Below are 25,772 nucleotides of genomic sequence, written 5' to 3' on the forward strand. Positions count from 1 at the left end.
CACGCAGACACCAATGGAAGCCGGGGAGGTCACCGGCTTTTTTCATGCCTGAAGCCTGCCCAGCGAAGCAGCGACTTTCGCCCAGATCAATGCCCTAGAGAGGGTCTGGCGTAATGCCAGAAGCTTCCGCTGGACTGATTAAAGGGGCCTCCCAGCCCCCATGGATCATTTGGTTGATAAGGCTGATCTAACCCCATCTCCCTTAATTAGGGTCAGGCAGCCACAGGGGCGGTCTGACGGGAGAAACGAACGATGTTGTTCGCTGTTACGGGTTCGCTCTTACCGAGCAGGCTTCAGTCACCCTCCTCATGCCCCGTCGAAACCATTGCAGCCCCATGAAGTGGAGCTGAGCGGAATCGAACCGCTGTCCGAAACACTGGTGTGAGCCACCTAGTCCGGTCAAGACCGGACCCCTTCATTCTGCAGGGTCAACGCACAATGAGAGTGACCTCCTTGCGGGAGGGAAACCGACCGCGTTGATCGATGTCATGACAGAAGCCTGGCACCGGCAAACCAATCGCCGCCGCGGTGTGATTCAAGGGATTGCGGTGCTGCCCCAAGGCCTGGAGGAGATCGGGGCGGAAGAGCTGGTCAACCTCGGGGCCAAGCAGGTTCAGCCCCTGCGTCGCGCCGCGGCCTTCGAAGCCGATATGGCCTGCCTCTATCGGCTCCATCTGCAGTGCCGCTACCCCTTTCGCTTCCTGAGGGAGGTCGCGCGGTTCCCCTGCCATGACCGCGAATCGCTCTACTTCGGCATCCAGAACGCCCTCGAATGGGAACGCTGGCTGCATCCCTCTATGAGTTTCCGCGTCGATGTCAGCGGCAGCAACCCCGGACTCAGCCACAGCCACTACACGGCCCTACAGGTCAAGAACGCCGTGGTTGATCTGCAGCGCAATCTCTGGGGCGAGCGCTCCTCCATCGATCTCGACGAACCCGACCTCTCCCTCCATGTCCACCTCAGCCGCCAGGAAGCACGGCTCAGCCTCGATGGCTCAGGCGGCAGCCTGCATCGCCGGGGGTACCGCAGCGCCATGGGCCTGGCCCCTCTCAAGGAAAATCTGGCCGCGGGCCTGGTCCGCCTGAGCGGCTGGGATGGATCCATCCCCCTCGTGGACCCACTCTGCGGTTCTGGAACGCTCTTGATCGAAGCCGCCAGCTGGGCCCTCTCCCAAGCCCCCGGGCTCCATCGCTCCTTTGCCCTCGAGGGCTGGGCTGACTTCAATGCCGAGCTCTGGGAGGAAGAGCAGCGCCGGGCCCAAGCCCGCGAACAACCGACCAGAACGCTGCCGATCCTGCTGGGCTGCGAACAGAACCCCGACGTGGTGGAGCAAGCCCGCCATAACGTCCAGGCCGCAGGACTTAGCGGAGCCATCACCATCCAGGCTGGCGATTTTCGCGCGCTGGAACTGCCAAGCGGCCCGGGAGTTCTGGTCTGCAACCCGCCCTATGGCGAGCGGATCGGCGAACGCGATGAACTCGAGCAGCTGTACTCGGATCTGGGGGCCATGGTGAAAGAGCGCTGCAGCGGCTGGAGCCTCTGGCTCCTGAGCGGCAACCCGGAACTCACTGGAGCCCTGCGGATGAAAGCCAGCCGGCGGGTTCCCGTGAGCAATGGCGGCATTGATTGCCGCTGGCTCCACTACGAAATCCGTTAGTGCCCGGCTTAGGGTTGCAGCATGAGCCATTGGATCACCCCCCTGCTGGCGAGTAGCCAGGGGTTAATGACAGTTCCCCTTGAGATTCAACTGCTGTTTATCGGAGCGGTTTATCTCGGGACACTGATCATCAGTCGCTTCTCGATTCGCATTGGCCTACCCGCTGTGCTTGGGGTTCTGTTCTTAGGCCTGCTGGTCCATATTCATGCCTTGGATGTTGCGACAGAGGAAGTGGAGCGACTTCAAACCTTCTCCCTTGCCCTGCTGCTCTTTTATGCCGGCCTCAAAACAGACACCCAAGCGATTCGTGGCTTCCTGAAGTACGGACTCGCCCTCGCCATTGCCGGGGTTGCCATCTCCACCCTGGTTCTGGGTGCTGCCATCGTCTGGCTGACCTCCCAAAGCGGCAGCGCCATCACCCCAGGGCTCGGCAACGCCATCCCGCTTGGGGCCGCCCTTCTGGTGGCCGCCTGCCTGGGCTCGACCGATGCCGGCGCGACCCTCGGAGTCTTGCGCCAGGTCAAACGCCAAGTCCCTCAAAAAGTGCAGGACCTGCTGGAATTCGAATCGTCGGTGAACGACCCTTCGGCACTGATTCTGTTCAGCATTGCCGCGAGTCTCTTCACCGTTGGTTCGCAAGGCCAAGCCCTTCCTGAAGTGATCATCGGTGGCTTCTCCAGCCTGCTGCAAAAGATGGGCTCGGGGGTCTTGGTGGGATTGGGCTTCGGTTACATCGCCCGATTGATGATTAACCGTTTAGTGGTCGATCGCGAGCAACTGCTCATTGTGGCGATCTCCATCGCCTTTATGGATTACGGCTGCACCCAAATCCTCGGCGGATCAGGTTTTGTAGCGGTCTACATCACGGGTTTGTTGATGACCAATGAGCACTACCAAAAGCCCGAGATCAATCACCAAACGATTCAAGACGTGCTGCTGCCGTTCAACACCATGACGGAGATCAGCATCTTTTTCATCTTTGGCCTACTGGTGGACCCCAACCAGTTACTCCCAGCCTTACCGGCTGGCCTGGCCACCGCTGCAGTCTTGATGCTCGTCGCCCGCCCCTTGAGCGTCCTGGTCTTTCAACGGCTTTCGCCCTTCAGCGTCAAGGAGTCCCTGTTGATTGCCTGGTGCGGCCTGCGCGGGGCGGTGCCCTTGGCGCTCTCCTTCAACGTCATGGCGGCCATCCCGATGCTGCGCGGGGTGCCTAGCGATACAAGTGCCGCTCTGCTGGCTCAGAACTGCCAGGCCATCGTTTTCATCACGGTGATGCTCAACCTCAGTCTGCAGGGACTCTCCCTGCCGAGCCTCTGCCGCTGGCTCAGCGACCCACCAACGCCCGTGTCGTCTTCGTGAGACCCGCCAAGGTTTCCGGCAGATAGGGGCCCTTGGTCATCAGCCCGCCAATCCGCAGGAAGAGCGCACTCAGCAGCAAGTTGATCCCCATCAGGCCCAGGGCGGCCTGAATCCAACTCCAGCCCCGGCTCTGATGCAGCCAGATCAGCAACGCCACATCGGCTGCCAACCAGGCCATCAACAACGCCGAGAGGCCAGCCATCAGCAAGACGACGCCGCCAATCAGGCGGCGCTTCTCGCGATCGGCTTCCTTGAGCGCAATGCGGACATGCAGGTCCATCACCGAGGCCACCAGCCCCGTAATGCGGGAGGCCGCCTTCAGGGGAACCCCACGCCGCGGTGGATCTTGCGGAGAGGAGGAGTCGGAACTGGTCATGAAGAACGGCGACCGGAGAGCAACAGACCCAGCAGCAGCCCCACTCCAGCAGCCAATCCCAGTGCCATCAAGGGGCGTTCACGCACGGGTTTTTCGATGCGCGGCCGCAAGTTGGCATTCAGGTCATCGAGTAAGTGCTCGAGCTGCTCCTCCAAGGGCCGCAGGGAATCAGCCCATTGCTGGGCCTGGTCCTCACCAAGCGTCAGCAGATCCAAGAGCTGAACCTTCACACCGTCACTGGTGCGTCCCGTTTGGCGAGCAATGACCTCCACCACGGTGTCCAGGCTGCCGCGCGTGGCCTCCAGGGTGTGGCGGGCCACCTCCGGCCATTCCTGCTGAATCGTCGGCAGAAACTGCTCGAAATGCTCCCGGAACAGGGACGCCACCGGCGAAAGGGGCTCGTTTTCAGGCGCCTCTTCCGGCTCGATCTTGGCCCGCCAGGGCTGCTCCTGCACGGGCTCCTGGGGGACACCGTTGCTGGTCGTGCCTGAGTCCATGGGGCCGTGGGACAGCCACCACACCGTAGTGACCATGCCTTGAAATCGACAGAGGGTCGGCTACCTTTCTGGTGCTCGACGCTCGGGCCTGTTGGTTCACATCAATCAGGTAGAGCTGACCCACTTCAAGTCCTTTGGCGGATCGATGTCGATCCCACTGGACGAGGGCTTCACCGTGGTCACCGGCCCCAACGGTTCGGGCAAAAGCAACATTCTTGACGGGGTTCTCTTCTGCCTGGGTCTCGCCAGCAGCCGCGGCATGCGGGCTGAGCGACTGCCCGACCTGGTCAACAGCTCCAAGCTGAAACAGGGCAAGGCCGCCGAAACGGTGGTCTCGGTCCGCTTTGACCTCAGCGACTGGCAGCCCGATGAAGCTGAACAGGGCCTCGAGGCATCGGAGGAAGGCCCCTGGATCAAACCCGGGCAAACCGAATGGACGGTGACCCGAAGGCTGCGCATCGCCCCGGGCGGGACCTACGCGAGCACCTACAGCGCCGACGGCATCCCCTGCAATCTCCAGCAGCTCCAAACCCAGCTCAGACGTCTACGGGTCGACCCCGAGGGCAGCAACGTCGTGATGCAGGGCGACGTGACCCGCATCGTCTCGATGAGTTCCCGCGACCGCCGCGGAATCATCGATGAGCTGGCTGGGGTGGCGCTGTTTGACTCCCGCATCGAACAGACCCGCTCCAAGCTCTCCGATGTGCAGGAGCGGGAGGAGCGCTGCGCCATCGTCCAGCAGGAACTGCTGGTCTCCCGCCAAAAGCTTGAGCGGGACTGCGCCAAAGCCCGCACCTATCAAGAGCTGAGGGAGCGTTTCCAGCGGGGCCGCCTGCAGGAACAGGTGCTGGGGTTCGAGCAGGCTGAAGCGCAGTTCCAGCAACTGCAAAGCCGTCAGGAGGCACTGAAACGCCAGCAGGAGAGTGATCGACAGAGCGTCAGTGAGGGCCGCACCGCCCTCGAGGGGGCCTCCAAAGCCCTTGATGCCCTGCAGGCCGAAGTCAAGGCCCTTGGGGAAGATCAACTGCTCGCGGTGCAGTCCGAGCTAGCTGGGCTCGAGGCCAGTGCCAGGGAACTCAGCCGGCAGGCGGAAAAACACCAGCAGAGCGCCGAAGAGCTGCAGCGCCAACGCATGGAGCTGGGCCGGCAGCAGGCCGACCTCAAACAGCAGCAGAGCCAGCTCAAGAGCGCCGACGATCAAGCCAGCCTGGATCAAGCCGAAGCCGATTGCCGCAGCGCCGAATCCGCCGTCGAACTCTCCCGCCGGCGCCTCGGGGAAGTCGCCGGCCGTAGCGGCAGCTGGCTCGAAGAGCAAAAGCAGCGCAGCCGTCAGCGCCAGGACCTCCAAACAAAGCTTTCTCCCCTTCAGGCTGAACAACAGCAACTGGTGGAGCGCCTGCGCCAAGAGCAGGAACGCCTTGGCGAGCTACAGGAGCAACTGCAACAGGACGCCGCCAACAGCGATGGGGTCTCCAGCTCCCTGACCGCCCTGGAGGGCGAATGGCAGCAGTTACTCGAGGAACTCAGAACCCAACAAACCCGCGCCCAGGAGCTCGCCGAAGCCCTTGCCCTGCAGCAGCGCACCCGCCAACGGCTCGAGCAGGAACAGGTCAACCTCGAACGGGAGATCGCCCGGATGGAATCCCGGCGGGAGACCATCCAGGAAAGCCGCGGCACCGGAGCCCTGCGCCTACTCCTAGAGGCCGGCTTGGAGGGGATCCATGGCCCGGTCGCGCAACTCGGGGAGGTCGAGGAAGCCCATCGCCTGGCTCTGGAAGTGGCTGCTGGGGCTCGCCTTGGGCAAGTGGTGGTTGATGACGACCGCATTGCAGCGCGGGCCATTGATTTGCTGAAGAGCCGCCGGGCCGGACGCCTGACTTTCCTACCGCTCAACAAGATCCGCGGGGGTGGAGGTGCCATGCGCAACGGCGCCGCCTTCGAACGGGGTGGGGGCACCGTGGGCGGCGACGGTCTGGTCGGCCGGGCCGTTGAACTGGTCCGCTTCGAGCCCGTCTATGGCGAGGTCTTCCGCTACGTCTTTGGCGACACCCTGGTCTTCCGGGATCTCGCCAGCGCCCGCCGCGAACTAGGCCGCTGCCGCGCCGTCACCCTCGATGGCGAACTGCTCGAGAAGAGCGGGGCCATGACGGGCGGCAGCTTCCAGCAGCGGGGCAACCAGCTGAGCTTTGGTGCCGCCAGCGACGCCGATGAAGCCGAGCCCCTGCGCCGGCGCCTGCTGGAACTCGGTGAAACCCTGCTGGCCTGCAAGCGCAAAGAGGCCGAGCTCGGACGGGCCCTTGAGGAACTGCGGCCGCAGCTCAGCCGCCTTGAACAGCGCAAAGCCGCCCTGGAGGCCGAACGCACGGCCGCCCAACGGGCCCATGGCCCCCTGCAGGAGCGCCGCGATCAACTGACGGCCCGGATCAAGCAGATCGAGACCGACCTCAGCGGCGGGCAGCAGCGACTGCAAGCCATCGCCACCGAACTGAGCCCGCTTCAAAAGTCACTGCAAGAGCTGGAGGCCAGCGAGGCCAACGCCCAAGCCAGCGGCGACAGCGAGCGCTGGCAGGGCCTGCAGAAGGAACTCGAAGCCGCCGATGGCGCCCTCACCCAGGCCAGACAGGAACGGGACAACCTGCTCGCTGCACGCCGGGAACGGGGACTGGCCGCTGAACGGGTCAGCAGCCAACTGCAGGCCCTCGGAGGAGAGGAACAACGGCTGGCACAAGCCGTCAATGCCCTGATCGCCGAGCGCACCCAGTGGAAAGAGCAGCAGCAAGCCGATCAACAGAAGCGCAGCGAACTCGAAGCCAAGCAGCAGGAACTGCAAACCCGCTTTGGTGAGCGGCGGCGCGCCCGCGACGAAGCGGAGGCCCAACTCTCCAAGAAGCGCCAAGTCCTGCAACAGCAGGAATGGGAACTCCAGCGCCTGGGCGAAGAACTCTTGGCCCTGGCCGAAGAGGAGCGCAGCAGCGGCGGGCGGCTGGAGCAGCTGCAACGGGAACTCCCCGATCCACTGCCTGAGATCCCCGAGGAGGTGCGCGAGAACGGCCTGGAGGCCCTTCAGGCCGAGCTCAAGAGCTTGCAGCAGCGGATGGAGGCCCTCGAGCCGGTCAACATGCTCGCCCTCCAGGAGCTCGAGGAGCTGGAGACCCGCCTCGCTGATCTGCAGGAGCGCCTCGATGTCCTCTGCAAAGAACGCGAAGAGCTGCTGCTGCGGATCGAGACCGTGGCCACCCTGCGCCAAGAGGCGTTCATGGAGGCCTTCAACGCCGTGGATGAGCACTTCCGCGACATCTTTGCTGGCCTCTCTGACGGGGAAGGCTTCCTACAGCTTGAGAACCCGGAGGCCCCCCTCGATGGCGGCCTCAACCTGGTGGCCCACCCCAAGGGCAAAGCGGTGCGCCGCCTGGCCTCCATGAGCGGCGGCGAGAAGTCCTTAACAGCGCTGAGCTTCCTCTTTGCGCTGCAGCGCTTCCGTCCCTCGCCCTTCTATGCCCTCGATGAGGTCGACAGCTTCCTGGACGGCGTCAATGTCGAACGGCTGGCCGCCCTGATCGCCCAGCAAGCCGATGCAGCCCAGTTCCTGGTGGTCAGCCACCGCCGTCCGATGATTGGGGCCGCCACCCGCACCATCGGTGTGACCCAAGCCCGCGGAGCTCATACCCAGGTGGTGGGATTACCACCGGCTGCGTAACCAAGCCCCGGCCGCTTTTCGGTCACAATGCGCCCATGACAAGCACTCCACCCGGAAGCGAGCCAGCCGCGACCCCAAGCGACCGCCTCTGGCTGCGCTCGGAGCTGATGGGCACCCAGGTGATCACCCGAGACACCGGACGCCGTCTTGGTGTGGTGGGAGAAGTCGTCGTCGATATTGACCGCCGCGAGGTGGTGTCCCTAGGCCTGCGGGACAATCCGCTGACGCGCTTTCTGCCGGGTCTACCGCGCTGGATGCCCCTGGAAAGCATCCGCCAAGTGGGCGACGTGATCTTGGTGGACTCGGCCGACTCCCTCTCGGAGAACTTTGATCCGGAGCGCTACTCCCGGGTGATCAACTGCCAGGTGATCACCGAATCAGGCGAACAGCTGGGCCGGGTGCTGGGCTTCAGCTTCGACATTGAGACCGGAGAGCTCACCACCTTGGTACTGGGGGCCGTCGGCGTTCCTCTGCTCGGGGAAGGGGTGCTGAGCACCTGGGAGCTCACCGTTGAGGAGATTGTCAGCAGCGGCCCCGATCGCATCATTGTTTACGAGGGCGCCGAAGAAAAGCTCAAGCAGCTCGGCACCGGACTGCTCGAAAAACTAGGCGTCGGTGGCCCCAGCTGGGAGCAGGAAGAGCGGGAGCGCTATCGCCTGAACATGGTTCCCGTCGAGAACCAACTGGCCGCAGGTCAGCCCAGCGCCCAGGAGGAGCAGAGGCGCATCGAACCAGCCACCAATCGCCGCTTCGAGCCGGAAGAGGATTACGACTACGTCGAGGTGGAGCAGCGCCGCGAACGGGAACCGCTTCGCCAGCGGCGCTATCTCGATGAGGAGCCCACTCCGCGCCGCTATGTGCGCGATGAGTCCCCCTTGGATGTTGAGCCCTATGAGCCCTACGACGAGCGGGCGCCCATGCCGCGGCGGCGAGAGCCCTCCGGAGGCGGCGATCCCTGGTGAGGGAAGGGCCTAGCCCTTCTCCTCCTCAAAGTTCAGGGACGCGGAGTTGACGCAGTAGCGCAACCCCGTGGGGGTTGGTCCGTCATTGAACACATGCCCCAAGTGGGCATCGCAGTTGGCGCACTTGATCTCGGTGCGGACCATCCCATGGCTGTTATCGGTGTGGGTGCTGATCGCTCCCTCCTTGGCCCCATCCCAGAAGCTTGGCCAACCGGTTCCGGAGTTGAACTTGGTGTCGGAGCTGAAGAGCTCATTGCCGCAGCAGACGCAGCGGTACATGCCCTTGGCCTTGTTGTCCCAATAGATCCCGGTGAAGGCCCTCTCGGTCCCCCCCATCCGAGCCACCTGAAACTGCTCAGGAGTGAGCTTCTCGCGCCACTGCTCGTGGTCGTGCTGGGCGGCGTCAGCCATCGCTCTTGATCCTGAGGAGGCCGTTCAAATTAGGCAGCGCCGGCAGAGGGCGGCGGCAGCAATTCCCGCACCATCCCAGCCAGGGCGGCCACCGCACCGGGCTGCCCGCGCAGGCTGCGCAGGTCCTCCCGCATCCCCTCCAAACGCTGGGGGTGGGCCAACCAGTCGGCGGCCTCCGCGGCAATCTCCTCCGGTGTGATCGCCCCGACCCGCTCCGGCACCACCTGACGGCCAGCCGAGATGTTCGGCCAAGCCAAAAAGCCGTGGTTGCGCATCCGCCAGGCCGTCAGCGCCGCCCCCAGCAGCCAACGCAAAAAAGGCAAACGGGCCAGAATCCCAATTCCGCCGTCCCAGGCCTGCATCACATGCAGATGCTGGGTGGGCACCAGGACGATCATCGGCACCCCCAGGGCACCCAACTCAGCGGTATTCGCCCCAACGGTGGTCAAGGCCAGTTGGCACTGGCTAAGCACCCCATGGGCGGGCTGCTCCTCCACCAGGAGAATCCGAGAGCCCGCTGGGGTGACCAGTTCCGTCCCGTCCAGCAGCGGTTCTCCAGAGCCGTAGTACTGGGCGATTGGATTGGCCGCACTGCCGAAGGCCAGCAGCTCTTGAATGCTGGTGGTGGGAGCCACCGGCAGAAGGAAGCGACAGCCTGGACGCTGGGCCGCAAGGCGATCGGCGGCCTCCAGCAGGAACGGCATTCCCACTTGCAACTTGGCCCGCTTCGATCCAGGCATCAGAGCAACCCATTCCCCCTGGGGCAGGGGGCGCTCGGAGCGAGCCGCATCCGAGAGATCGGCCATCAGATCGCCAACCACCTGGCAGCGGGTCCGCCAACGCCGGGACAAGCGATCAGCCGCAGCCGGTCCCATGGCCGCAATCCGGTCGTTCCAGCGGGGCCAGCGGGCCACCCATTCGGCATAGGTGATGTGGCGATAACCCAAACGGGCTGAGAGCAGCACGGTCCAGAACTGATCACCGCCAAGGAAAACCACGACGCCACGCCGGGGCCAACGGCCGAAGCGCTCGGGCCGTAGCAGCAGGCTCCAGAAGCGTTTGGCAGGACTGATTCGCTCAAACAACCCCATGCGATCAGCCACCTGATGCTCAATGCCAGTGGCATTCGGGCAGGGGACCAGTACCAGCTGCAGGGCCATCGCGGCCTCTGGGGTCACTGGACGCAGGGCCATCTCACGATGCAGTCGCTGAGCCAGGGGCCGGACCCAGGTGGCCAGCTCGCCTGGACCGTTGCACACCAAGACGATGCATGCCGGATCAGCCGAGGCAAGACCCGATCCAATGGGCTCAGCGGCGGCAGGCATCACGCTGCGGAGCTCTGAACAATGCGGATGGCGAGACTTGAACTCGCAAGACCGAAGTCACACGCCCCTCAAACGTGCGTGTCTACCAATTCCACCACATCCGCGTGGTAGTGAGCGCCCAGGCCAGAACGATGTCCTGGAATGGATTCTCGGGGGGAGTCCACCGCTGCTGAACAGCGGCGTGAGGGGTGCAGCGCTGACGCACTGCTCAGGCAATATACCCATCGCCTGACCCCAAACAACGGCGGGGTTGGCTCGGTCATCACTGATAAAGTCCCACCGGCCTGCCCTGCCGGATTCGCCGGACTGCCACTGGATGCCCATCGGCAAACTGCTGATCGCCAACCGCGGCGAAATTGCTCTTCGGATCCTGCGCAGCTGTAGGGAACTAGGCATACCCACCGTTGCTGTGTACAGCACGGTTGATCGCAACGCGCTGCACGTTCAGCTCGCTGACGAGGCGGTCTGCATCGGCGATGCACCAAGCAGCAAGAGCTACCTCAATATCCCCAACATCTTGGCGGCGGCCACCTCAAGGGGCGCCGATGCCATCCACCCCGGCTACGGCTTCCTGGCGGAGAACGACAAATTCGCCGAGATCTGCGCCGACCACGGCCTGACCTTTGTTGGCCCCTCGCCGGAATCGATTCGCTCGATGGGCGACAAGTCCACGGCCAAGGCCACCATGCAAAAGGTGGGCGTCCCCACCATCCCTGGCAGTGAAGGCCTGCTGGAGAACGTGGATCAGGCCAGGAGCCTGGCGGAATCCATGGGCTATCCCGTGATGATCAAGGCGACCGCCGGTGGTGGTGGCCGCGGGATGCGCCTCGTCCCTTCAGCGGACCAACTGGACAACCTGTTTAAGGCCGCCCAAGGGGAAGCGGAAGCCGCCTTTGGCAACCCCGGGCTCTACATGGAGAAATTCATCGACCGGCCCCGCCACGTCGAAGTTCAGGTGCTGGCCGACCGCCACGGGAACGTGGTGCACGTCGGGGAACGTGACTGCTCCATCCAGCGGCGCCACCAAAAACTGTTGGAAGAGGCCCCCAGCGTGGCCATCAATGCCGAGCTGCGCCGGCGCATGGGCGACGCTGCGGTTTCCGCAGCACGAACCATTGGCTACGAAGGTGCGGGCACCGTGGAGTTCCTGGTGGATCGCACCGGCAACTTCTATTTCATGGAGATGAACACCCGGATTCAGGTGGAGCATCCCGTCACCGAGATGGTCAGCGGAGTGGACCTGATTGCCGAGCAACTGCGGATCGCCGGCGGCGAGCCCATCTCCTTCAGCCAAGACGAGATCAAACTCACCGGCCACGCCATCGAGGTGCGGATCAACGCCGAGGACCCCCGCCAAAACTTCAGGCCCGCCCCCGGCAAGATCACCGGCTGGCTCCCCCCCGGTGGACCCGGCGTTCGCTTCGATAGCCACGTCTACACGGGCTACGAAATCCCGCCCTTCTACGACTCCCTGATTGGCAAGCTGATCGTCTGGGGCAAAGACCGCGACCACGCTCTCAAACGTCTCCGCCGCGCCCTGACCGAATGTGCCGTCACGGGAATTCCCACCACCATTGAATTCCACCTGCAACTGCTGGAGCGTCCGGAATTCATTTCCGGCGATGTCCACACCAAGTTTGTCGAGCAGGAGATGCTCCCGAACGGCTAGGCCGGCAACACACTGAGCCGCATCACGATCTGCGTGAGCAAGCCCTGCTGACCCACCAGCAGCTCTCGGATCAGGCTGACCAGTCCCACCCAGATGACCGGGGTGACATCAACACCGCCGATCGGAGCAATCAGCTTGCGGCTCACTGACAGCACAGGCTCGGTCGGAATGGCCACGAGCTTCCAAAAGCCCTGGCTGAGATCCACCTGGGGATACCAGGTCAGAACGATTCGGAACAGGAAGAGCAAGGTCCAAGCCGAGAGCACAAGCCCCAGGCCCATGGCGAAGGGTGGCAGCACCAGACGGAGCAGTTCCAGGCTGGAGCCATCAGATCCCGTCACAAAGCCCTAAGCAGCAGCTCCGCAATCGTAGGAAGTTGCCATCACTGCCTAGGATTGCCGGCGGATTCGGCACTGTCATGACCCCTTCCCTCGCCAATTTTCTGAGCAGCCTCCTCTGGGGCGCCGTGATCGTGGTCATCCCTGTGTCTGCCGCTGTGTTCCTGATCAGCCAGAACGACCGCGTCGATCGCAAGCTCTGATCCCTGGAGTTGCAACGCAACCAGGGTGAAGCGCTTCTGCAGACAGGCCGCTGGCCTCGACGACGGGCCTAGAGTGGCTTGAACGGGCAATCGATCTGTGGTTAACGCCAGCCTTAATTGGGCCAGCATTGTCGGGATCGTGCTGGCCGTCGGTGGAGCTCTCCTCTACTTCATGAGGAGCTTTAAGCCAGCTCTGGCCCGCGACTACGACGTCTTTTTTGCCGCCGTTGGTCTTCTCTGCGGTGGCATTCTCTTTTTTCAAGGCTGGCGCCTTGACCCGATCCTCCAATTCGGTCAGTTTTTGCTGGCTGGCACCACCGTTTTCTTCGCCTACGAGAGCGTGCGGCTCCGCGGAGTAACCACGGAACAGGCCCGCCGCTCCTCCTACTTCGACGACGACGACGAACCGAGTCCCCGCCCGCGCATGGGCGGTGGCCGCGATTTCCGCGATGACGCTGATCGCTTTGAGGATCCCCGGCCCCTCCGGCGGCGGATCCGCTCTCGCGACGACAGCTATGGCGATCGTGAGGAAGAGGACCTCTACCGTCCTCGGCGTCCAGCCCGTGCAGCCATCCCCGAGCGGGCGGCCTCCCGCGATGATTGGCAAGGCAAGGCTGGTCGTGGTGAACGGGAACCCGAGCAATCCAGTCGCTTCCGAGCGGGCGGGGCCCAGCCGTCCTCACCGGAATTCGGCAGCCGCCGCCAGGGACGTGATGACATGCGCCGCGGCAGCCGCCCGAATAGTCGCCCGGATGAGATGCCCCGCTCCAGCAGGCGCGGCAGTGCCATGGGCGCCCCAAGTCCCAGCAACCCTGGCGTTCCCCAGGGGGCTCCTTACCAAGCCAGCGCGAAAAACAACGAAGCGGACGCCGGCGTGAGTGACGCTGAGTTCCGTCCCGTTCGCCCGTCAGCTGGCGGCAACCCCAGCGGTCCATCCCGTCCCCGCGACAACAGCTCCCGTTTCGACGACTGAAGCCGTTGTTGCACACCAAAGCACTGGTGATGGCTGGCTTGCTGCTGGCCATCGGCGGATGCGGTCTGCGCCGCCAGACGGCTAGCCCGATCGGCCTCAACGGTGCTGAGAACCGCGAACAGCCAGCCCTGAGCGGCGATGGTCGACTACTGGCCTCCCTGGTAGAGCGCGGCGGCCGCACCACGGTCCTGCTGCAAGAGCGCCTCAGCGGGAAAGTCCTGCCACTGAGACACCTCAGGCGGCATCAACCCCATAGTTCCCCCTCACTGAGCTGGAACGGTCGCTACCTCGCCCTACTGATCCAGCGAGGTGCACGCCGGGAAGCTGTCATTGAAGATCGGGCCAGCGGAGCCCTGCAGCCCCTCTTCCTGCCGGGGAATGCCGAGCCCAGGCGGCTCAGCCTGTCTCCCGATGCTCGGCAATTGGCCGTAGAGCTCACCCGTCAGGGCAGCACGCGCCTACAGATCTATGACCTCAGCGGCCTGCTGGAGCCAGACCTGGCCCCAGGACTACGCGAGAGCGGCGGCGGACCGGGGGTTCAGCCTTGAACCGACTCCTGCTTAGCGCTAGCGCAACGCTGCTGCTGCTCAGCGGCTGTGGTGGCGGACGGCTGCGGCCCCTTCCCGGCTTGAACCAGCAACTGAATCAACTCGGCCAGGGCCGTAGCCCCTCCCTCTCCGGCGGCTGGCTGGCCTTGATCGCAGCCCGAGGCAGTGGCCGCGTCCAGGTGCAACTGATCGACGTCAACCGCCGCAATCCCGTTCCACTCCCCGGCCTGAATAGACCGGATGCTTTACCGATCAGCGTGGCGGTGGATCAAAACGCTGAACGCCTCGCGGTCGTTCGCCAGAGGGATGACCGTACAGAACTCGTGCTCTACAAGCGCAGCCTCCAGGCCACCCAGTTACTACCCATGGAGCCAGCCGGGGTACCCCGCCAGGTGAGCTTCAGCGCCAATGGCCGTGTGCTGGCGGTGGAGGTCAGCCGCGAGGGACTCTGGCAAATCGATCTACTCGAGATTCCTTAACGGAACCTCAGCCCACAAAGCCGGCCCAGCGCAGGAAGGTCTCACCGCTAATGGCCTCCACCACCAGAATCGCCACAAAGCCCACCATGGCGAAGCGACCGTTCACCCGCTCGGCGTAGCCGCTCCATCCGAAGGCCGGAGCGTCATTGGTGGTGGCACTGGTCGCAGGGACCGCGGGCGTCTCGGACATGGTGGGATCAGGCTCCTGAGCTGAAGTCATAGCTGGTGGCGGGAATCAGCTTCCAACCCCCCTGGCCATCGAGCTCGAGCACCAGGTCGTGGAAGCTCTTGAGGCTAGGGCGGTGACCCACGCTCACAAAGGCCATCTCCCGTTGGGAGAGCAGCTCATAGAGGTGCTTCTCGGTGGCCACATCCAGAGCACTGGTGGCCTCGTCCAGCACGACAAAGCGCGGGGAATTCAGCAGCAAACGGGCGAAGGCCAGGCGCTGCTGCTCACCAAGAGACAACAGCCGCGGCCAGTCCTGCTTGATGTCGAAATCCGGATAGCGCTGCACCAAGGCCGACAAACGAACTTCGTTTAAGACGCTGCGGAGGTGCTCATCACTAAAGCGCTGGGGATCCTGGGGATAGCAAAGCTGCTCCCGCAGGCTGCCCAAAATCATGTAGGGCTTCTGGGGAATGAACAGCAGCTCCTGGAGAGGCGGCCGCTGGACCTCACCCCGGGCCGCGGGCCAGAGGCCACTGACCAGACGCAGGAAGGAGGTCTTGCCGCAACCGCTGGGGCCCACCACCAAAACCCGCTGCCCCGGCCCAACCTCCAGGCTCAAATCCTGAATCAGCCGCCGCTCACTATTCGGGGGGATCAGATCAACGTGGCGGACCAGCAGCGAACCTGAGGCGCCCGTAATCGACTGCGTCTCGCTCAAGCGCTGCTGCTCAGCGTTGACCTCACTGATGGCCTCAACCTTGCCCTGAAACCCTTCCAGACGGCTGATGGATGCGGAGAAGGCCGCCAGGCGATCGATGTTATTCACGATGAAACTCACCGAGAACAACACCTGGGAGAAGGCGATACCAGCCTGAGCAAAGACCCCGAAATCAACCTGCTTCGCGAAGTAGATCGGCGCGATCACCAACCAGGGCAAGAAACGGGAGAAGTAGTCATAGGAGCGCTGAATGACACTGATCAGCGCCTCCCAAACAATCAGCTTGTTGTAGTTCTCGATCGCCCCACCCAGCCGTCTCTCAGCCTCCCGGGACTCCTGCTCTTCACCGCGGTAAAAGGCGATCGATTCGGCGTTATCCCGAATGTGCACCAGCCCATAGCGGAAGTCAGCCTCCAGGCGCAACTGGTCGTAGTTCAGGGCGACCAGCTTGCGGCTGGCAAAGACAATCACAGCCGTGCCACCGACGGAGTAGATCAACAGCCACAGCGCCAAGGTCGAGCTGATCGTCCACAGCACCACGATGAAGCTCAGGAAGGTCAGAAGGGCAGAAACCACCTCCACGCTGACGCTCAGGCTGGTGCCCGTGAAGCTGGCTGTGTCCTGGGAAATCCGCTGATCCGGGTTATCAATTTCTTCGGCCGCCTCATCGTTCGGATTGAGGACGTAGTAAGCACGATTGGTGAGATAGCGGCGCAACAGGCGACCACTGAGCCATTCCCGCCAGAGCAGACCCAACCGCGGGATCAGATAGCTCTGCAGCGCCCGAATTGGCAGAGCCAGCACCAAACAGAAGGCATAGATCGCGACGATCTGCCAGAACTCTTCGACCTTGTAAGTGACCAGAGCATTTTCAACGTTTCGAGCGACGTAGCTAATGCCAACGTTGATCCCATTGATCACCAGGATCAGCAGGGTGATCACCCCCAACAGGACCCAAGGAAGCCAGCGGCCCTGACGCAACTTGCTGCGCAGGGAGACAAAGCTGCCGATCCCCGCCGCAAACAGCACCATCAAGATGGGCCCAGCGGGACTGGCCCAGATCGAGGCGACCTGCTGGGGGACCCCCGGCAGGAAGCGCGCCTGGAACTCTGGAACCAGTGCACCGCTCAGCGCCATGACCCCACTGAGCAGAAGCAGGGTGCTACCGGCTACCACCACCAGCAGGGCGACGATCAGCAGCAGGAATTGCCAACCGCTTGTCTCTTCGACGGGAAGGAAGTAGGGCTGAGCCAGCCGCTGCAGCTTGATCAGCTGACGGCGGAAGGCCTGCAGGGGATTCATGACGGCGCTCAGATGTCCCCATTCTCGCCGCTCAGAACTCAGCCTGGAGGCCAGGCCAAGGGACGACCACCAATCACATGCACATGCAGGTGAAACACGGTCTGCCCAGCCTCCTCACCGCTATTGATCACCGTTCGAAAACCGCTCAGCCCCTCCTGCTTGGCGACCTTGGCGGCGACCAAGAGCAGATGCCCCAGCAACTGCTCTTGGCTGGCCTCGGCCTCCGCGAGATTCACCACGTGTTCGCGCGGGATCACCAGCACATGCACCGGAGCCTGCGGGGTCACATCGCGAAAGGCCAGGCACTGCTCATCGGCATAGACCTCATCGCAAGGGATCTCCCCCCGCAGGATGCGACCAAAAATCGTGTTGTTGCTGGCGAGGTCAGCGGCTTCGGCCATGGGGTTCGGGCGGCTGGTGAAACAGCGGTGGAACTTCTAAAACAGCGCTGTCCGTTCGCTGATGCTGGCACGATCAAGCACCGCCGCGTTAGCGGGAATCGAGGCCTATCCCGTCCAAGTGGAGGTGGATCTGGCCCCGGGCCTACCGGCCCTGGTCATCGTCGGACTGGCCGATGCGGCCGTTCAGGAATCCCGAGAGCGGGTGCGCTCGGCCCTCCGCAACAGCGGGCTACGCCTTCCCCTCTCGCGAGTCATCGTCAGCCTGGCACCGGCGGACCGCCGCAAACAGGGTCCCAGCTTTGATCTACCCATCGCCCTGGCCCTGACCTGCGCCAGCGGCCAACTGGATCCCAGCCAACTGAAGGGGATCTGGAGCTGCGGCGAACTCGGGCTTGATGGGCAGTTGCGCCCCATCCGCGGAGCCCTATCCATCGCCCTGGCCGCCCACCGTGCAGGGGCCCGAGCCCTGCTCGTGCCCCTAGACAATCGGGACGAAGCCTGTTTGGCGAAAGGACTGGACGTGCGGCCAGCCGGCAGCCTCAACCAAGCCCTGGAGGCCCTGCAGCCGAACTACAAACCCTGTTCTCTGCCGCCCTCAGGGATCAAGCCGCGGCCCAAGCCTGCCCCAGTCGATCTGCAGGACGTACAGGGCCAGGCCCATGGCCGGCGCGCCCTGGAAATCGCGGCAGCAGGTGGCCATCACCTGTTGCTTGTGGGCCCGCCCGGCAGCGGCAAGACCCTGCTCGCCCAAAGCCTGGCGGGGCTGCTCCCGCCCCTTAGCCCCCCGGAGCAACTCGAAATCACCCAGCTCTATTCCGTGGCGGGAGAACTGGAACAGCAGGGCGGATTGATCCACGAACGGCCCTTTCGTAGCCCGCACCACAGCTGCTCAAGTGCAGCCCTCTTGGGCGGTGGCAGTTCCCCCAGACCCGGGGAATTGGCACTGGCCCACCGCGGCGTGCTGTTCCTCGATGAACTCGGGGAATTTCGCAGGGATGTCCTCAACCAACTGCGGCAACCGCTTGAACAAGGCGCGTTGCGGCTGAGCCGGGCCAAACAGCAGCTGCACTACCCCTGCTGCATCAGCCTGGTGGCCGCTACAAACCCATGCCCCTGCGGATGGTATGGCGACCCGGAGCACGACTGCAGCTGCACCGCCTCTGAGCGCCAGCGCTACTGGGGACGCCTCTCGGGCCCGCTACTCGATCGCATTGACCTGCAGGTGGTGATGCAACGCGTACCCGCGGAGATCCTGCTGCAGGGCTATGGCGCCCCCAGCTCCCTACCTCTGCCGGAATCCACGGCCTGCGTCGCCAAGCGAATCGAACAGGCGCGCCAGCGCATGGTGAACCGCAATCCCAAAGGGCTCAGCAACCACAGGCTCTGCACTCGAGATCTACGCGAGCGGGCTCAGCTGGCCGAGGACGCACTGGCCCTCTGGCAGCAGGTCATGGCGGCTCGAGCGCTGTCGGCCCGCAGTGGTCAACGACTGCTGAGCGTGGCTCGCACCATTGCCGATCTCGATGGCGATAGCCAGGTCGGGAGCTCAGCCGTGGCTGAGGCCCTGACCTACCGAAGCTTTATGCCCTAGTGCTTGTGGGGCGGGGTATCGCGAAAGGGCTGAAAGCCCACATTGGGGGGCTGGTGCTGCCGCTCTTCGAGGGGGTTGCCGAAGGCATTGCCCACGCTGTTGCCAAACCAGCGGTTGATGGCACGGATTAACTGCTTCACAGCGCACCTTGACGGAGGACTTTCTCCATCATTGGTAGCCATGAAAAAAGCGGAAATCGGTAAAAACACCGATTTCCGCTAGGAGGTTTGTGCTGAAGACGAAGCTCAGCGACGGCGACGACGCTGTTGGGCCTTGCGCTTGTACTTCTCGACGGGGGTCTCGTGGTGACGCAGGCGCTTGAGATCGGCAAAGATCCCAGCCTTGGAGACCTGGCGCTTGAAGCGGCGCAGAGCCGATTCAATGCCCTCGTTCTCGCCGACGGTGACCTGGGTCATAAAACCGATCTAGGAATTTTGCAGTTTGAAGATGGTAGCAAGCGCTCTCCACCCCATCCCAGGGGAGGAAGGAGGGCTCACCAAAGACCGGGGACCCCAGGGTCAGGAGACGACTGATCGCCCGTCGTGGAGGGCTGCTCGGCCACGGGCCAACTCTCCCGATAGAGGTAAACGTGACCGAGGTTCCGTCCCCCAAACTGGCGCCGCATCAACTTCCAGCCGGGCTCGGGCTGCAGCAAAAGGTAGTCGGTGTTTTGGCTGTGCCCACCGGTACGGGCGATCACCATCTCCGGGCCAGCACTGGGCTTGGACGGGAAGGCCATCAACACGTTGTCGCCCTTCTCCCGCACCACGCTGATGCGGTAGGTGCTGGCCAGGTCGTCCTCCCCAACCCGCAGGGAATAGCCGTTGCCGTCGATGTAACGGCTGCAGATCCCCGTGAAGTCAAACCCGGAGAGCAGCGGGTCGACCTTCACTGGCCCCTCCTCCGCCAGGGCGTAACAGGGCCGCGTGTCCTTGCGCTGTTCGTAGATGTTCAGCTGGGCCCGCTCGCCAGTGCCGATCGGAGCGGCGACGATGACGAACTTGGTCTGGTCCACCTCCACAGCGTCGAACAACGCCTTGGCCTGCAGGGGCGCAGCCATCAGGCCAGCGACCGGAAGCAGTGCAGCCAGGGTTCGGACCAGAGAAAACACAGAGTCGATTGAGTTGGCAGGGGCTGATCGTAAAAGTGATCGGCAGCTGCGCCAGTCCCTCAGGCCGGCTTATTGATCCGGATCGCCACCAGCAAGCTGATCACAGTTCCGGGCAGGGACAGGCCCAGGATCGTGCCGGTGGTGGTGACCCCCAACTCGGGATCGCCGTAGGCCAACTCGAACACCGATCCGGTGGCGGCGATACCCAAAATGCAGGCCAGGGCAAGGAACAGTCCCGCCAGGGGTTTCATCGGCATAACAAATGGCTCAGGCGATGGTGTGAACGTCGGAGCGATCAAACCCCTTTTCCTTCAATCCTTCCAGCAGCTTCTCCTCGTCGGTCACCCGATCAACGAACAGCACCCCATTGAGGTGATCCATCTCGTGCTGGATGCAACGGGCCATCAGGCCATCGGCCTTCATCCGCTTGGGGCGGCCAAAGGCATCGCGGTAGCTGACATCCACCACGCTGGGGCGGACCACATCCAAATAAACCCCGGGGATGCTCAAGCAACCCTCCTCATAGGTGCAGAGACCGCCACCGACAGCGGTGATCTCCGGGTTGATCAAAACCAGGGGAGGGCTGTTGGGGTCCTCCAGCTCAAGGTCGATCACCAACAGTTGTTGGTTCACGCCAATCTGCGGAGCGGCCAGGCCAATGCCTTTGGCGGCGTACATGCTCACAAGCATGTCGGTGGCCAACTTGCGGACCGCGTCATCCACCTTGCCGATGCGCCGCGCAGGCTCACGCAGAGCTTCATCACCCAACTTGTGGATGTCGTAAGGAGGATTCTCGATGGGCTCCTTGGACACCTGCAGGCGTCCTGAGAGCTCAGCCGAGCGCGCCAACTTGGCGAAGCTATTGGCCAAGACGTGTCCTCAACGGCGTTGCGAACAGCGATTCTAGGAGGCCTAATCAGCCTGTTCCGTTGAGCCTGCCCCCTCAAGCCACGCTCACTCCCCTGTCAGCAGAGGTCGTGCTGGGGAAAACCCCAAGCCTCAAGGAGCCTGTGCTGCTGGGTGGAGCGCTCTATTGGCTGGAGCAGCGTCCCCACGAACAGGGACGCACCACCTTGATGGGGCGATCGGCGCAGAACGAGGAGGCCAGCGAACGAACGCCAGGCGATTGGAATTTGCGCTGCCGCGTCCATGAATATGGCGGCGGCCCCTGTGCCATCGGCCAGCGCGCCAATGGGGAGGCCGTGGCGGTCTTCGTTCATGACGGTGACCGCTGCCTCTGGCGCCTGGATCTCGATCAGCCGGGAGCCGAGCCTCAGCGCCTGCTCACACCGCCAGGTGACCGCTTTGACGGAGCCCTGGGGGGCGGCCTGATCGACCCACTGCAGGACCGCTGGATTGGCGTTCTGGAACGGGATGGCATCGATCAGTTGGTGGCGCTGCCCCTGGAGGGTGGGGAGCTCCTTTCCCTGCACCAACCCGCGGACTTCTGCGGCTACCCCGCCCTCAGCCCCAACGGGTCGCGCTTGGCCTGGGTGGAATGGCAGCAACCGGCCATGCCCTGGGACTGCAGCAGCCTCTGGCTGGCGGACGTCGATGGGTCGGGCCAGCTGAGCCCAGGCCAACGGGTCGCCGGCGCCAGCCCCCAAGACGCCCAGGCGATCTCGGTGTTTCAGCCGATCTGGGCGGGGAGCGATCTTGTGGTCGCCAATGACCGCAGCGGGTTTTGGAATCTCGAGCAGTGGTCCACAGCCGAGCAGTCCAGCCTCAGGGAGCCCAGCTGGGAACCCCTGCTGAACCTGGAGGCCGAGTTCGCCATGCCCCAGTGGGTCTTTGGCATGAGCACCCATGCCTGGGATGGAGAGAGGCTGCTGGCCATCGCCTGCCGCCAAGGCCGCTGGGAGCTCGGGGAAATCAAGGGCCGCCAGTGGCAGCTGATCGAGCAACCCTGCAGCGATCTAGCGGGGCTCTGCGCCGAGGGGGGCCAGCTCGCTTGCATCGCCAGTAGCCCAACCCAGCCATCGGGGCTGCTGGAGGTCGACCTGAGCAACGGCCAGTGGAGCCATCGAGCGGCAGCCCCCTGCCCGATCGCGCCGGAGGCCATCAGCCAGCCCCAGGAACTCTGGTTTAACGGCCACGGCGGCCAAGGCACCCAGGCCTGGTACTACCCCCCAGCCGGCGGAGGCCATGGCGAGGCGCCATTGCTAGTGAAAAGCCACAGCGGCCCCACTGCGATGGCCCGCACCGGGCTGAATCTAGCCATCCAGTTCTGGACCAGCCGCGGCTGGGGTGTGGTCGATGTGAATTACGGCGGATCCACCGGGTTTGGGCGGGCCTACCGCGAACGGCTCAACGGCCAATGGGGCGTGGTGGATGTCACCGACTGCGCTGCCGCGGCCCAGGCCGTCATCGATCAAGGGCAGGCCCACCCGCAGCGGGTGGCGATTGAAGGGGGCAGTGCCGGGGGCTTCACCACCCTGGCGGCCCTGTGCTTCAGCGACCGCTTCAGCGCCGGTGCGAGCCGCTACGGCGTCGCCGACCTCAGCGCCCTGGCGGAGGACACCCATCGCTTTGAAGCCCGCTACCTCGATGGACTGGTCGGTCCTTGGCCTGAGGCGCGCGAGACCTACGCCGCCCGCTCCCCCTTGAACCACGCCGAGCGGATGAGCTGCCCTGTGATCTTCTTCCAAGGCCTCGAGGACGTGGTGGTTCCGCCGGAGCAAACCGAGCGGATGGCTGAAGCCCTGCTCCGCAAAGGCATCCCAGTGGAGGTGCGCCTGTTTCCTGAGGAGGGTCATGGGTTCCGCAAGGGCAGCACCCAGATCGAGGTGCTGGAGGCAACCGAAGCCTTCTTCCGAACACACTTCGCCCTTTGATGGCCGAGCTCCTGCCGGGACTGTGGAGCAGTGATCTCTTTGATGGGATCAGCTGGCTGGTCCTGGCTGGAGGCGTTCTGGCGGGGATCCTGGCGACGGGTCGGGCCATCGGCCGGCGGCTTCAGCTGCAGCTCTGGGGCATCCCGGAAGCACTGGTGGCAGGCGTGTTGGGGCTACTGGTGGCCCCCAAGGGACCCTTCCCGCTGCTGCCTGAGCACTTGATGGAGCTCTGGGCCCAACTGCCCTTGGTGCTGCTGACCTTGGTCTTCGGCTCTTTGATGCTGGGCAAACCACTGCCCAAGCTCGCGGGAGTGTTGAAGCCGGTAAGCGGCCATGTCTCGCTGGCCCTGGTCCTGGCCTTCGGTCAGTACGTGGTGGCGGGCCTGGCGGTACTGCTGGTGCTGCAGCCCTTATTGGGATTCAGCCCGGTGATGGCCTGCTTAATCGAAGTGGCCTTTGAAGGGGGCCATGGCTCCGCTGCAGCCATGGGGGCAAGCTATGCGGCCCTGGGGTTTGAGAGCGGCCAAGACCTGGGACTGGCCCTGGCCACGGTCGGCCTGCTCTCCTCCACCTTGATCGGCGGCTTGGTGGTGGTGCTCGGGCGGGCGCGGGGATGGCTGGTCGCCGACCTGGCCCCAGAGTCCGTGCAGATCTCGCCAACACCAGAGGGCGGGGCTGAAGCTCCCAGCAGCCCCTGGGCCGCTTGGCTCTGCAACCTGGGCCTGGTGGGGATCGCCGTAGCCGTGGGCTGGGTTCTGCTCCAGCTGCTGCAACTCGTGACCGGCTGGATCGGGGGCGGGGTCGCCACGGTGGGGCAGGCCCTGCCGGTGTTCCCGCTGGCGATCCTGGGATCGTTGCTGGTGCGTTGGCTGCTGCAGCGCAGCGAACGCAGCCACTGGGCCTCTGCCCCGATTCAAAGCGAAGTCAGCACCCTGGCAGCCGATCTGCTGATCGCCTCGGCCACCGCGGGGCTCAATCTGCAGTTACTCCGGGCCAACTGGCTGCCGATCACCCTGCTGGGTGGAGCCGGGTTGGCCTGGAACCTGCTGATCTGTCTCTGGCTGGCCCCCAAGCTGCTGCCGAAGGACTGGTTTGAGCGGGCTCTGGTGGAATTCGGCCAAGCCACCGGTGTCGCAGCCTCAGGCCTGCTGCTCTTGCGGATGGCGGATCCGGACGACCACAGCGACGCCCTACCGGCGTTTTCGCTCAAGCAACTGCTGCTGCAGCCCCTGCTCTCCGGCGGGGTGATCACGGTGGTGGCCCCCCTAGCCGTGGCTGGCTGGGGGCTGCCGGTCTGGACCCTGGTCTGCGCAGCCGTGATGCTGCTGGCCGGGGCAGCGGGACTCTGGATCGCTCAGCTGCCGGAGCCAGAGGAGGCCCGGTAGAGCAGGCTGCGGAACTGGTGGCGCACCTGCTCCATCTGCTCAGCGCTGAGCAGCGGCGGTTCACCCAAGGCCAAAGCCTGCAGGTAAATCCGCGCCAGAGTCTCCACCTCCACCGCCAACGCGAGAGCCTTATCGAGGGTCGGACCCACGGCCACCTGGCCGTGCTGAGCCATCAGGCAAGCCAGCCGTCCCTCCAGGGCCTGAACCACCCCATCGGAAAGCGCCTGGGTACCAAAGGTGGCGTAGGGAGCGCAGCGGATGTCATGGCCGCCGGCCACCGCCGTCATGTAGTGGAACGGAGGGATGTCCCGGCCATGGCAGGCCAAGGCGGTGGCATGGATCGAGTGGCAATGCAGCACCGCCTGCACCTCCGGGCGACTGGCGAGCACATCGGCATGCAGGCGCCACTCCGATGACGGCCTGCGTTGGGGACGGCCATCGGCGGGGATCTGCAGGGGCTGACCCTTCAGATCGAGTGCCACCAGGTCCTCGGGCTGCATCAGCTCGTAGGCCAGTGAGCTGGGGGTAATCAGCATCCCGCCGGAGATGCGCACCGAGAGGTTGCCGGAGGTGCCTTGGTTGATTCCGCTGGCCTGCATGCGCCGGGCGCAGTCGACCAGTTGCTCGCGCAGGTCCTGATCAGACATCGCCATAGAGCTCCTTGAGACCATCCGCGCTGGCGGCGACCACACCCCGCTCGGTGATCAGAGCCGTGACCAGGCGGGCTGGGGTGACGTCGAACGCGGGATTGAAGCCCGGACTGCCATCGGGGCTGAGCTGAACGCTGGTGATCCCCCCATCGGGGCCGCGTCCCTGGATGTGGGTGACCTCCTTGGGGCTTCGGGCCTCGATCGGAATCTCAGCGACCCCGTCATCGATCTGCCAGTCGATCGTGGAAGCGGGCAGCGCCACATAGAAGGGGATGGCGTTGTCGCGGGCCGCCAGGGCTTTGAGATAGGTCCCGATCTTGTTGCAGACATCGCCGCGGCGGGTGGTGCGGTCAGTCCCGACGATCACGGCATCCACCTGACCGTGCTGCATGAGGTGCCCACCGGCGTTATCGACGATGACGGTGTGGGGCACCCCTTCGCGGCCGAGCTCGTAGGCGGTGAGCGAGGCGCCCTGGTTGCGGGGGCGGGTCTCATCAACCCAGACGTGAATGTCCAGCCCGGCGCGGTGGGCCTTGTAGATCGGTGCGAGGGCCGTGCCCCAGTCCACCGTGGCCAGCCAACCGGCATTGCAGTGGGTCAGGACGTTGAAGGTCGTCCCAGGACGGGCCGCCGCCAACTCCTGGAAGATCGCCAGGCCGTGTTCGCCGATGGCCTCGCACATGGCCACGTCCTCATCGGCGATGGCCGCCGCTTCGGCCTGGGCCGCTTCAGCCCGCTGCTCGGGTGGCAACGGCGCGACGAGATCCCGGACCCGCTCAAGGGCCCAGCGCAGGTTCACCGCCGTCGGGCGGGTGGCATTGAGCTGCTCAAACGCCGCCGCCAGGGAGGCATCGCTGGGGTCAACCTGCAGGGCCAGCATCAGGCCGTAGGCCCCGGTCACCCCGATCAAGGGCGCGCCGCGAACGACCATCGTGCGGATGGCCTCGGCTGCTTGATCGCAGCTGCTCAGGCTGCGGGTGGTGAAGCGGTGGGGCAGCAGGGTCTGATCGATGACTCCCACCGAGCGACCACCCTCTTCCAACCAGATGGTGCGCCAGGACTGGCCGTCGATCTTCATGGGTGCTGCCCTGGCGGATGACTGAACCGATCATCCCC

27 protein-coding genes and 1 tRNA gene are annotated in these 25,772 nt (G+C 64.3%); 12 read left to right on the forward strand and 16 right to left on the reverse strand.

Going from position 1 to position 25,772, the window contains the following annotated elements:
• Window positions 1–488 precede the first annotated feature (488 nt).
• Window positions 489–1,658, forward strand: a complete 1,170-nt coding sequence (locus MY494_RS05530) for a class I SAM-dependent RNA methyltransferase (protein WP_247911720.1) — start codon at window positions 489–491, stop codon at window positions 1,656–1,658.
• A gap of 21 nt (window positions 1,659–1,679) precedes the next feature.
• Window positions 1,680–3,017 (forward strand): cation:proton antiporter, encoded by a 1,338-nt coding sequence (locus MY494_RS05535; protein WP_247911721.1) that lies wholly within the window; start codon window positions 1,680–1,682, stop codon window positions 3,015–3,017.
• Here the strand turns inward: MY494_RS05535 and MY494_RS05540 are convergent.
• Window positions 2,983–3,393 (reverse strand): phage holin family protein, encoded by a 411-nt coding sequence (locus MY494_RS05540; protein WP_247911722.1) that lies wholly within the window; start codon window positions 3,391–3,393, stop codon window positions 2,983–2,985. The two genes, MY494_RS05535 and MY494_RS05540, sit on opposite strands and share 35 nt — an antisense overlap.
• Window positions 3,390–3,890, reverse strand: a complete 501-nt coding sequence (locus MY494_RS05545) for a hypothetical protein (RefSeq protein WP_247911723.1) — start codon at window positions 3,888–3,890, stop codon at window positions 3,390–3,392. Before MY494_RS05545 ends, MY494_RS05540 begins: the two co-directional genes overlap by 4 nt.
• Before the next feature lie 91 nt (window positions 3,891–3,981).
• On the opposite strand from MY494_RS05545, the gene smc reads away from it, so the two are divergent.
• Window positions 3,982–7,587: a chromosome segregation protein SMC gene (gene smc / locus MY494_RS05550; RefSeq protein ID WP_247911724.1), complete on the forward strand. Its 3,606-nt coding sequence runs from the start codon at window positions 3,982–3,984 to the stop codon at window positions 7,585–7,587.
• 35 nt (window positions 7,588–7,622) lie between these two features.
• A complete protein-coding gene (locus tag MY494_RS05555) occupies window positions 7,623–8,549 on the forward strand; it encodes a PRC-barrel domain-containing protein (RefSeq protein ID WP_247911725.1) in 927 nt (308 codons plus the stop codon).
• Between the two features lie 9 nt (window positions 8,550–8,558).
• On the opposite strand, the gene msrB is transcribed toward MY494_RS05555, so the two are convergent.
• The 3 genes from msrB to MY494_RS05570 form a co-directional block, all read right to left on the reverse strand.
• Entirely contained in the window at window positions 8,559–8,960 is a 402-nt protein-coding gene (gene msrB / locus MY494_RS05560; RefSeq protein ID WP_247911726.1) for a peptide-methionine (R)-S-oxide reductase MsrB, read from the reverse strand.
• Window positions 8,961–8,989: 29 nt separating this feature from the next.
• Entirely contained in the window at window positions 8,990–10,285 is a 1,296-nt protein-coding gene (locus MY494_RS05565) for a glycosyl transferase (protein ID WP_247911727.1), read from the reverse strand.
• Window positions 10,286–10,307: 22 nt separating this feature from the next.
• Window positions 10,308–10,389, reverse strand: a tRNA-Leu gene (locus MY494_RS05570).
• 212 nt (window positions 10,390–10,601) lie between these two features.
• On the opposite strand from MY494_RS05570, the gene accC reads away from it, so the two are divergent.
• Window positions 10,602–11,954 carry an acetyl-CoA carboxylase biotin carboxylase subunit gene (gene accC / locus MY494_RS05575; RefSeq protein WP_247911728.1) on the forward strand — a complete coding sequence of 451 codons (1,353 nt, stop codon included), beginning with the start codon at window positions 10,602–10,604 and terminating at the stop codon, window positions 11,952–11,954.
• Here accC and MY494_RS05580 read toward each other — a convergent pair.
• Complete coding sequence (locus MY494_RS05580; RefSeq protein WP_247911972.1) at window positions 11,951–12,235, reverse strand: YggT family protein; 285 nt, start codon at window positions 12,233–12,235, stop codon at window positions 11,951–11,953. The genes accC and MY494_RS05580 overlap by 4 nt on opposite strands.
• A gap of 137 nt (window positions 12,236–12,372) precedes the next feature.
• Between MY494_RS05580 and psbX the strand changes: the two genes are divergently transcribed.
• The 4 genes from psbX to MY494_RS05600 all read left to right on the forward strand — a co-directional run bounded on the left by psbX (window position 12,373) and on the right by MY494_RS05600 (window position 14,495).
• Window positions 12,373–12,495 (forward strand): photosystem II reaction center X protein, encoded by a 123-nt coding sequence (psbX, locus tag MY494_RS05585; protein WP_247911729.1) that lies wholly within the window; start codon window positions 12,373–12,375, stop codon window positions 12,493–12,495.
• A 97-nt stretch (window positions 12,496–12,592) separates the two neighbouring features.
• A complete protein-coding gene (locus MY494_RS05590; RefSeq protein ID WP_247911730.1) occupies window positions 12,593–13,468 on the forward strand; it encodes a Ycf66 family protein in 876 nt (291 codons plus the stop codon).
• Window positions 13,469–13,476: 8 nt separating this feature from the next.
• A complete protein-coding gene (locus tag MY494_RS05595) occupies window positions 13,477–14,016 on the forward strand; it encodes a Tol biopolymer transporter periplasmic protein (protein WP_247911731.1) in 540 nt (179 codons plus the stop codon).
• Window positions 14,013–14,495 carry a hypothetical protein gene (locus MY494_RS05600; RefSeq protein ID WP_247911732.1) on the forward strand — a complete coding sequence of 161 codons (483 nt, stop codon included), beginning with the start codon at window positions 14,013–14,015 and terminating at the stop codon, window positions 14,493–14,495. The genes MY494_RS05595 and MY494_RS05600 overlap by 4 nt, the downstream gene beginning before the upstream one ends.
• A 7-nt stretch (window positions 14,496–14,502) precedes the next feature.
• Here the strand turns inward: MY494_RS05600 and MY494_RS05605 are convergent, their stop codons facing one another.
• The 3 genes from MY494_RS05605 to MY494_RS05615 are packed head-to-tail and all read right to left on the reverse strand — an operon-like array spanning window position 14,503 to window position 17,085.
• Window positions 14,503–14,685 carry a chlorophyll a/b-binding protein gene (locus MY494_RS05605; RefSeq protein WP_371820691.1) on the reverse strand — a complete coding sequence of 61 codons (183 nt, stop codon included), beginning with the start codon at window positions 14,683–14,685 and terminating at the stop codon, window positions 14,503–14,505.
• Window positions 14,686–14,692: 7 nt separating this feature from the next.
• Entirely contained in the window at window positions 14,693–16,684 is a 1,992-nt protein-coding gene (locus tag MY494_RS05610) for an ABC transporter ATP-binding protein/permease (protein ID WP_247911734.1), read from the reverse strand.
• Window positions 16,685–16,722: 38 nt separating this feature from the next.
• Entirely contained in the window at window positions 16,723–17,085 is a 363-nt protein-coding gene (locus MY494_RS05615) for a histidine triad nucleotide-binding protein (RefSeq protein WP_247911735.1), read from the reverse strand.
• A 61-nt stretch (window positions 17,086–17,146) separates the two neighbouring features.
• On the opposite strand from MY494_RS05615, the gene MY494_RS05620 reads away from it, so the two are divergent.
• Window positions 17,147–18,676: a YifB family Mg chelatase-like AAA ATPase gene (locus tag MY494_RS05620; protein WP_247911736.1), complete on the forward strand. Its 1,530-nt coding sequence runs from the start codon at window positions 17,147–17,149 to the stop codon at window positions 18,674–18,676.
• Here MY494_RS05620 and MY494_RS05625 read toward each other — a convergent pair.
• From MY494_RS05625 to def, 5 genes are all read right to left on the reverse strand, one after another.
• Window positions 18,673–18,816: a hypothetical protein gene (locus MY494_RS05625; protein WP_247911737.1), complete on the reverse strand. Its 144-nt coding sequence runs from the start codon at window positions 18,814–18,816 to the stop codon at window positions 18,673–18,675. The two genes, MY494_RS05620 and MY494_RS05625, sit on opposite strands and share 4 nt — an antisense overlap.
• A 105-nt stretch (window positions 18,817–18,921) precedes the next feature.
• Complete coding sequence (gene rpsU, locus MY494_RS05630; RefSeq protein WP_010304532.1) at window positions 18,922–19,092, reverse strand: 30S ribosomal protein S21; 171 nt, start codon at window positions 19,090–19,092, stop codon at window positions 18,922–18,924.
• A 77-nt stretch (window positions 19,093–19,169) separates the two neighbouring features.
• Window positions 19,170–19,787, reverse strand: coding sequence for a DUF3747 domain-containing protein (locus MY494_RS05635; protein WP_247911738.1), 618 nt, complete (start codon window positions 19,785–19,787; stop codon window positions 19,170–19,172).
• Window positions 19,788–19,846: 59 nt separating this feature from the next.
• Complete coding sequence (locus MY494_RS05640; protein ID WP_247911739.1) at window positions 19,847–20,044, reverse strand: hypothetical protein; 198 nt, start codon at window positions 20,042–20,044, stop codon at window positions 19,847–19,849.
• Window positions 20,045–20,054: 10 nt separating this feature from the next.
• Window positions 20,055–20,657 (reverse strand): peptide deformylase, encoded by a 603-nt coding sequence (gene def / locus MY494_RS05645; protein WP_247911740.1) that lies wholly within the window; start codon window positions 20,655–20,657, stop codon window positions 20,055–20,057.
• A gap of 59 nt (window positions 20,658–20,716) precedes the next feature.
• Between def and MY494_RS05650 the strand changes: the two genes are divergently transcribed.
• Window positions 20,717–22,621, forward strand: a complete 1,905-nt coding sequence (locus tag MY494_RS05650; RefSeq protein ID WP_247911741.1) for a prolyl oligopeptidase family serine peptidase — start codon at window positions 20,717–20,719, stop codon at window positions 22,619–22,621.
• On the forward strand, window positions 22,621–24,006 hold the full coding sequence (locus tag MY494_RS05655; RefSeq protein ID WP_247911742.1) for a sodium/glutamate symporter: 1,386 nt from the start codon (window positions 22,621–22,623) through the stop codon (window positions 24,004–24,006). Before MY494_RS05650 ends, MY494_RS05655 begins: the two co-directional genes overlap by 1 nt.
• Here the strand turns inward: MY494_RS05655 and MY494_RS05660 are convergent.
• Together MY494_RS05660 and mtnA are read right to left on the reverse strand one after the other, a co-directional pair.
• Window positions 23,976–24,653 (reverse strand): class II aldolase/adducin family protein, encoded by a 678-nt coding sequence (locus MY494_RS05660; RefSeq protein WP_247911743.1) that lies wholly within the window; start codon window positions 24,651–24,653, stop codon window positions 23,976–23,978. The genes MY494_RS05655 and MY494_RS05660 overlap by 31 nt on opposite strands.
• Entirely contained in the window at window positions 24,646–25,734 is a 1,089-nt protein-coding gene (gene mtnA, locus MY494_RS05665; protein WP_247911744.1) for an S-methyl-5-thioribose-1-phosphate isomerase, read from the reverse strand. The genes MY494_RS05660 and mtnA overlap by 8 nt, the downstream gene beginning before the upstream one ends.
• Between the last annotated feature and the right edge of the window lie 38 nt (window positions 25,735–25,772).

Source organism: Synechococcus sp. A10-1-5-1, from assembly GCF_023115425.1.
GTDB lineage: Bacteria > Cyanobacteriota > Cyanobacteriia > PCC-6307 > Cyanobiaceae > Vulcanococcus.

Excerpts from the sequence above, each read along its gene's own strand:
- MY494_RS05610 (WP_247911734.1), bottom strand. The coding sequence starts at position 16,684 with ATGAATCCCCTGCAGGCCTTCCGCCGTCAGCTGATCAAGCTGCAGCGG.
- MY494_RS05580 (WP_247911972.1), bottom strand. The coding sequence starts at position 12,235 with ATGGGCCTGGGGCTTGTGCTCTCGGCTTGGACCTTGCTCTTCCTGTTC.
- MY494_RS05565 (WP_247911727.1), bottom strand. The coding sequence starts at position 10,285 with ATGCCTGCCGCCGCTGAGCCCATTGGATCGGGTCTTGCCTCGGCTGAT.
- accC (WP_247911728.1), top strand. The coding sequence starts at position 10,602 with ATGCCCATCGGCAAACTGCTGATCGCCAACCGCGGCGAAATTGCTCTT.
- MY494_RS05615 (WP_247911735.1), bottom strand. The coding sequence starts at position 17,085 with ATGGCCGAAGCCGCTGACCTCGCCAGCAACAACACGATTTTTGGTCGC.
- MY494_RS05640 (WP_247911739.1), bottom strand. The coding sequence starts at position 20,044 with ATGCCGATGAAACCCCTGGCGGGACTGTTCCTTGCCCTGGCCTGCATT.
- msrB (WP_247911726.1), bottom strand. The coding sequence starts at position 8,960 with ATGGCTGACGCCGCCCAGCACGACCACGAGCAGTGGCGCGAGAAGCTC.
- MY494_RS05530 (WP_247911720.1), top strand. The coding sequence starts at position 489 with ATGACAGAAGCCTGGCACCGGCAAACCAATCGCCGCCGCGGTGTGATT.
- MY494_RS05620 (WP_247911736.1), top strand. The coding sequence starts at position 17,147 with ATGCTGGCACGATCAAGCACCGCCGCGTTAGCGGGAATCGAGGCCTAT.
- MY494_RS05545 (WP_247911723.1), bottom strand. The coding sequence starts at position 3,890 with ATGGACTCAGGCACGACCAGCAACGGTGTCCCCCAGGAGCCCGTGCAG.
- MY494_RS05555 (WP_247911725.1), top strand. The coding sequence starts at position 7,623 with ATGACAAGCACTCCACCCGGAAGCGAGCCAGCCGCGACCCCAAGCGAC.
- MY494_RS05655 (WP_247911742.1), top strand. The coding sequence starts at position 22,621 with ATGGCCGAGCTCCTGCCGGGACTGTGGAGCAGTGATCTCTTTGATGGG.
- MY494_RS05660 (WP_247911743.1), bottom strand. The coding sequence starts at position 24,653 with ATGTCTGATCAGGACCTGCGCGAGCAACTGGTCGACTGCGCCCGGCGC.
- rpsU (WP_010304532.1), bottom strand. The coding sequence starts at position 19,092 with ATGACCCAGGTCACCGTCGGCGAGAACGAGGGCATTGAATCGGCTCTG.
- MY494_RS05605 (WP_371820691.1), bottom strand. The coding sequence starts at position 14,685 with ATGTCCGAGACGCCCGCGGTCCCTGCGACCAGTGCCACCACCAATGAC.
- MY494_RS05535 (WP_247911721.1), top strand. The coding sequence starts at position 1,680 with ATGAGCCATTGGATCACCCCCCTGCTGGCGAGTAGCCAGGGGTTAATG.
- MY494_RS05540 (WP_247911722.1), bottom strand. The coding sequence starts at position 3,393 with ATGACCAGTTCCGACTCCTCCTCTCCGCAAGATCCACCGCGGCGTGGG.
- mtnA (WP_247911744.1), bottom strand. The coding sequence starts at position 25,734 with ATGAAGATCGACGGCCAGTCCTGGCGCACCATCTGGTTGGAAGAGGGT.
- psbX (WP_247911729.1), top strand. The coding sequence starts at position 12,373 with ATGACCCCTTCCCTCGCCAATTTTCTGAGCAGCCTCCTCTGGGGCGCC.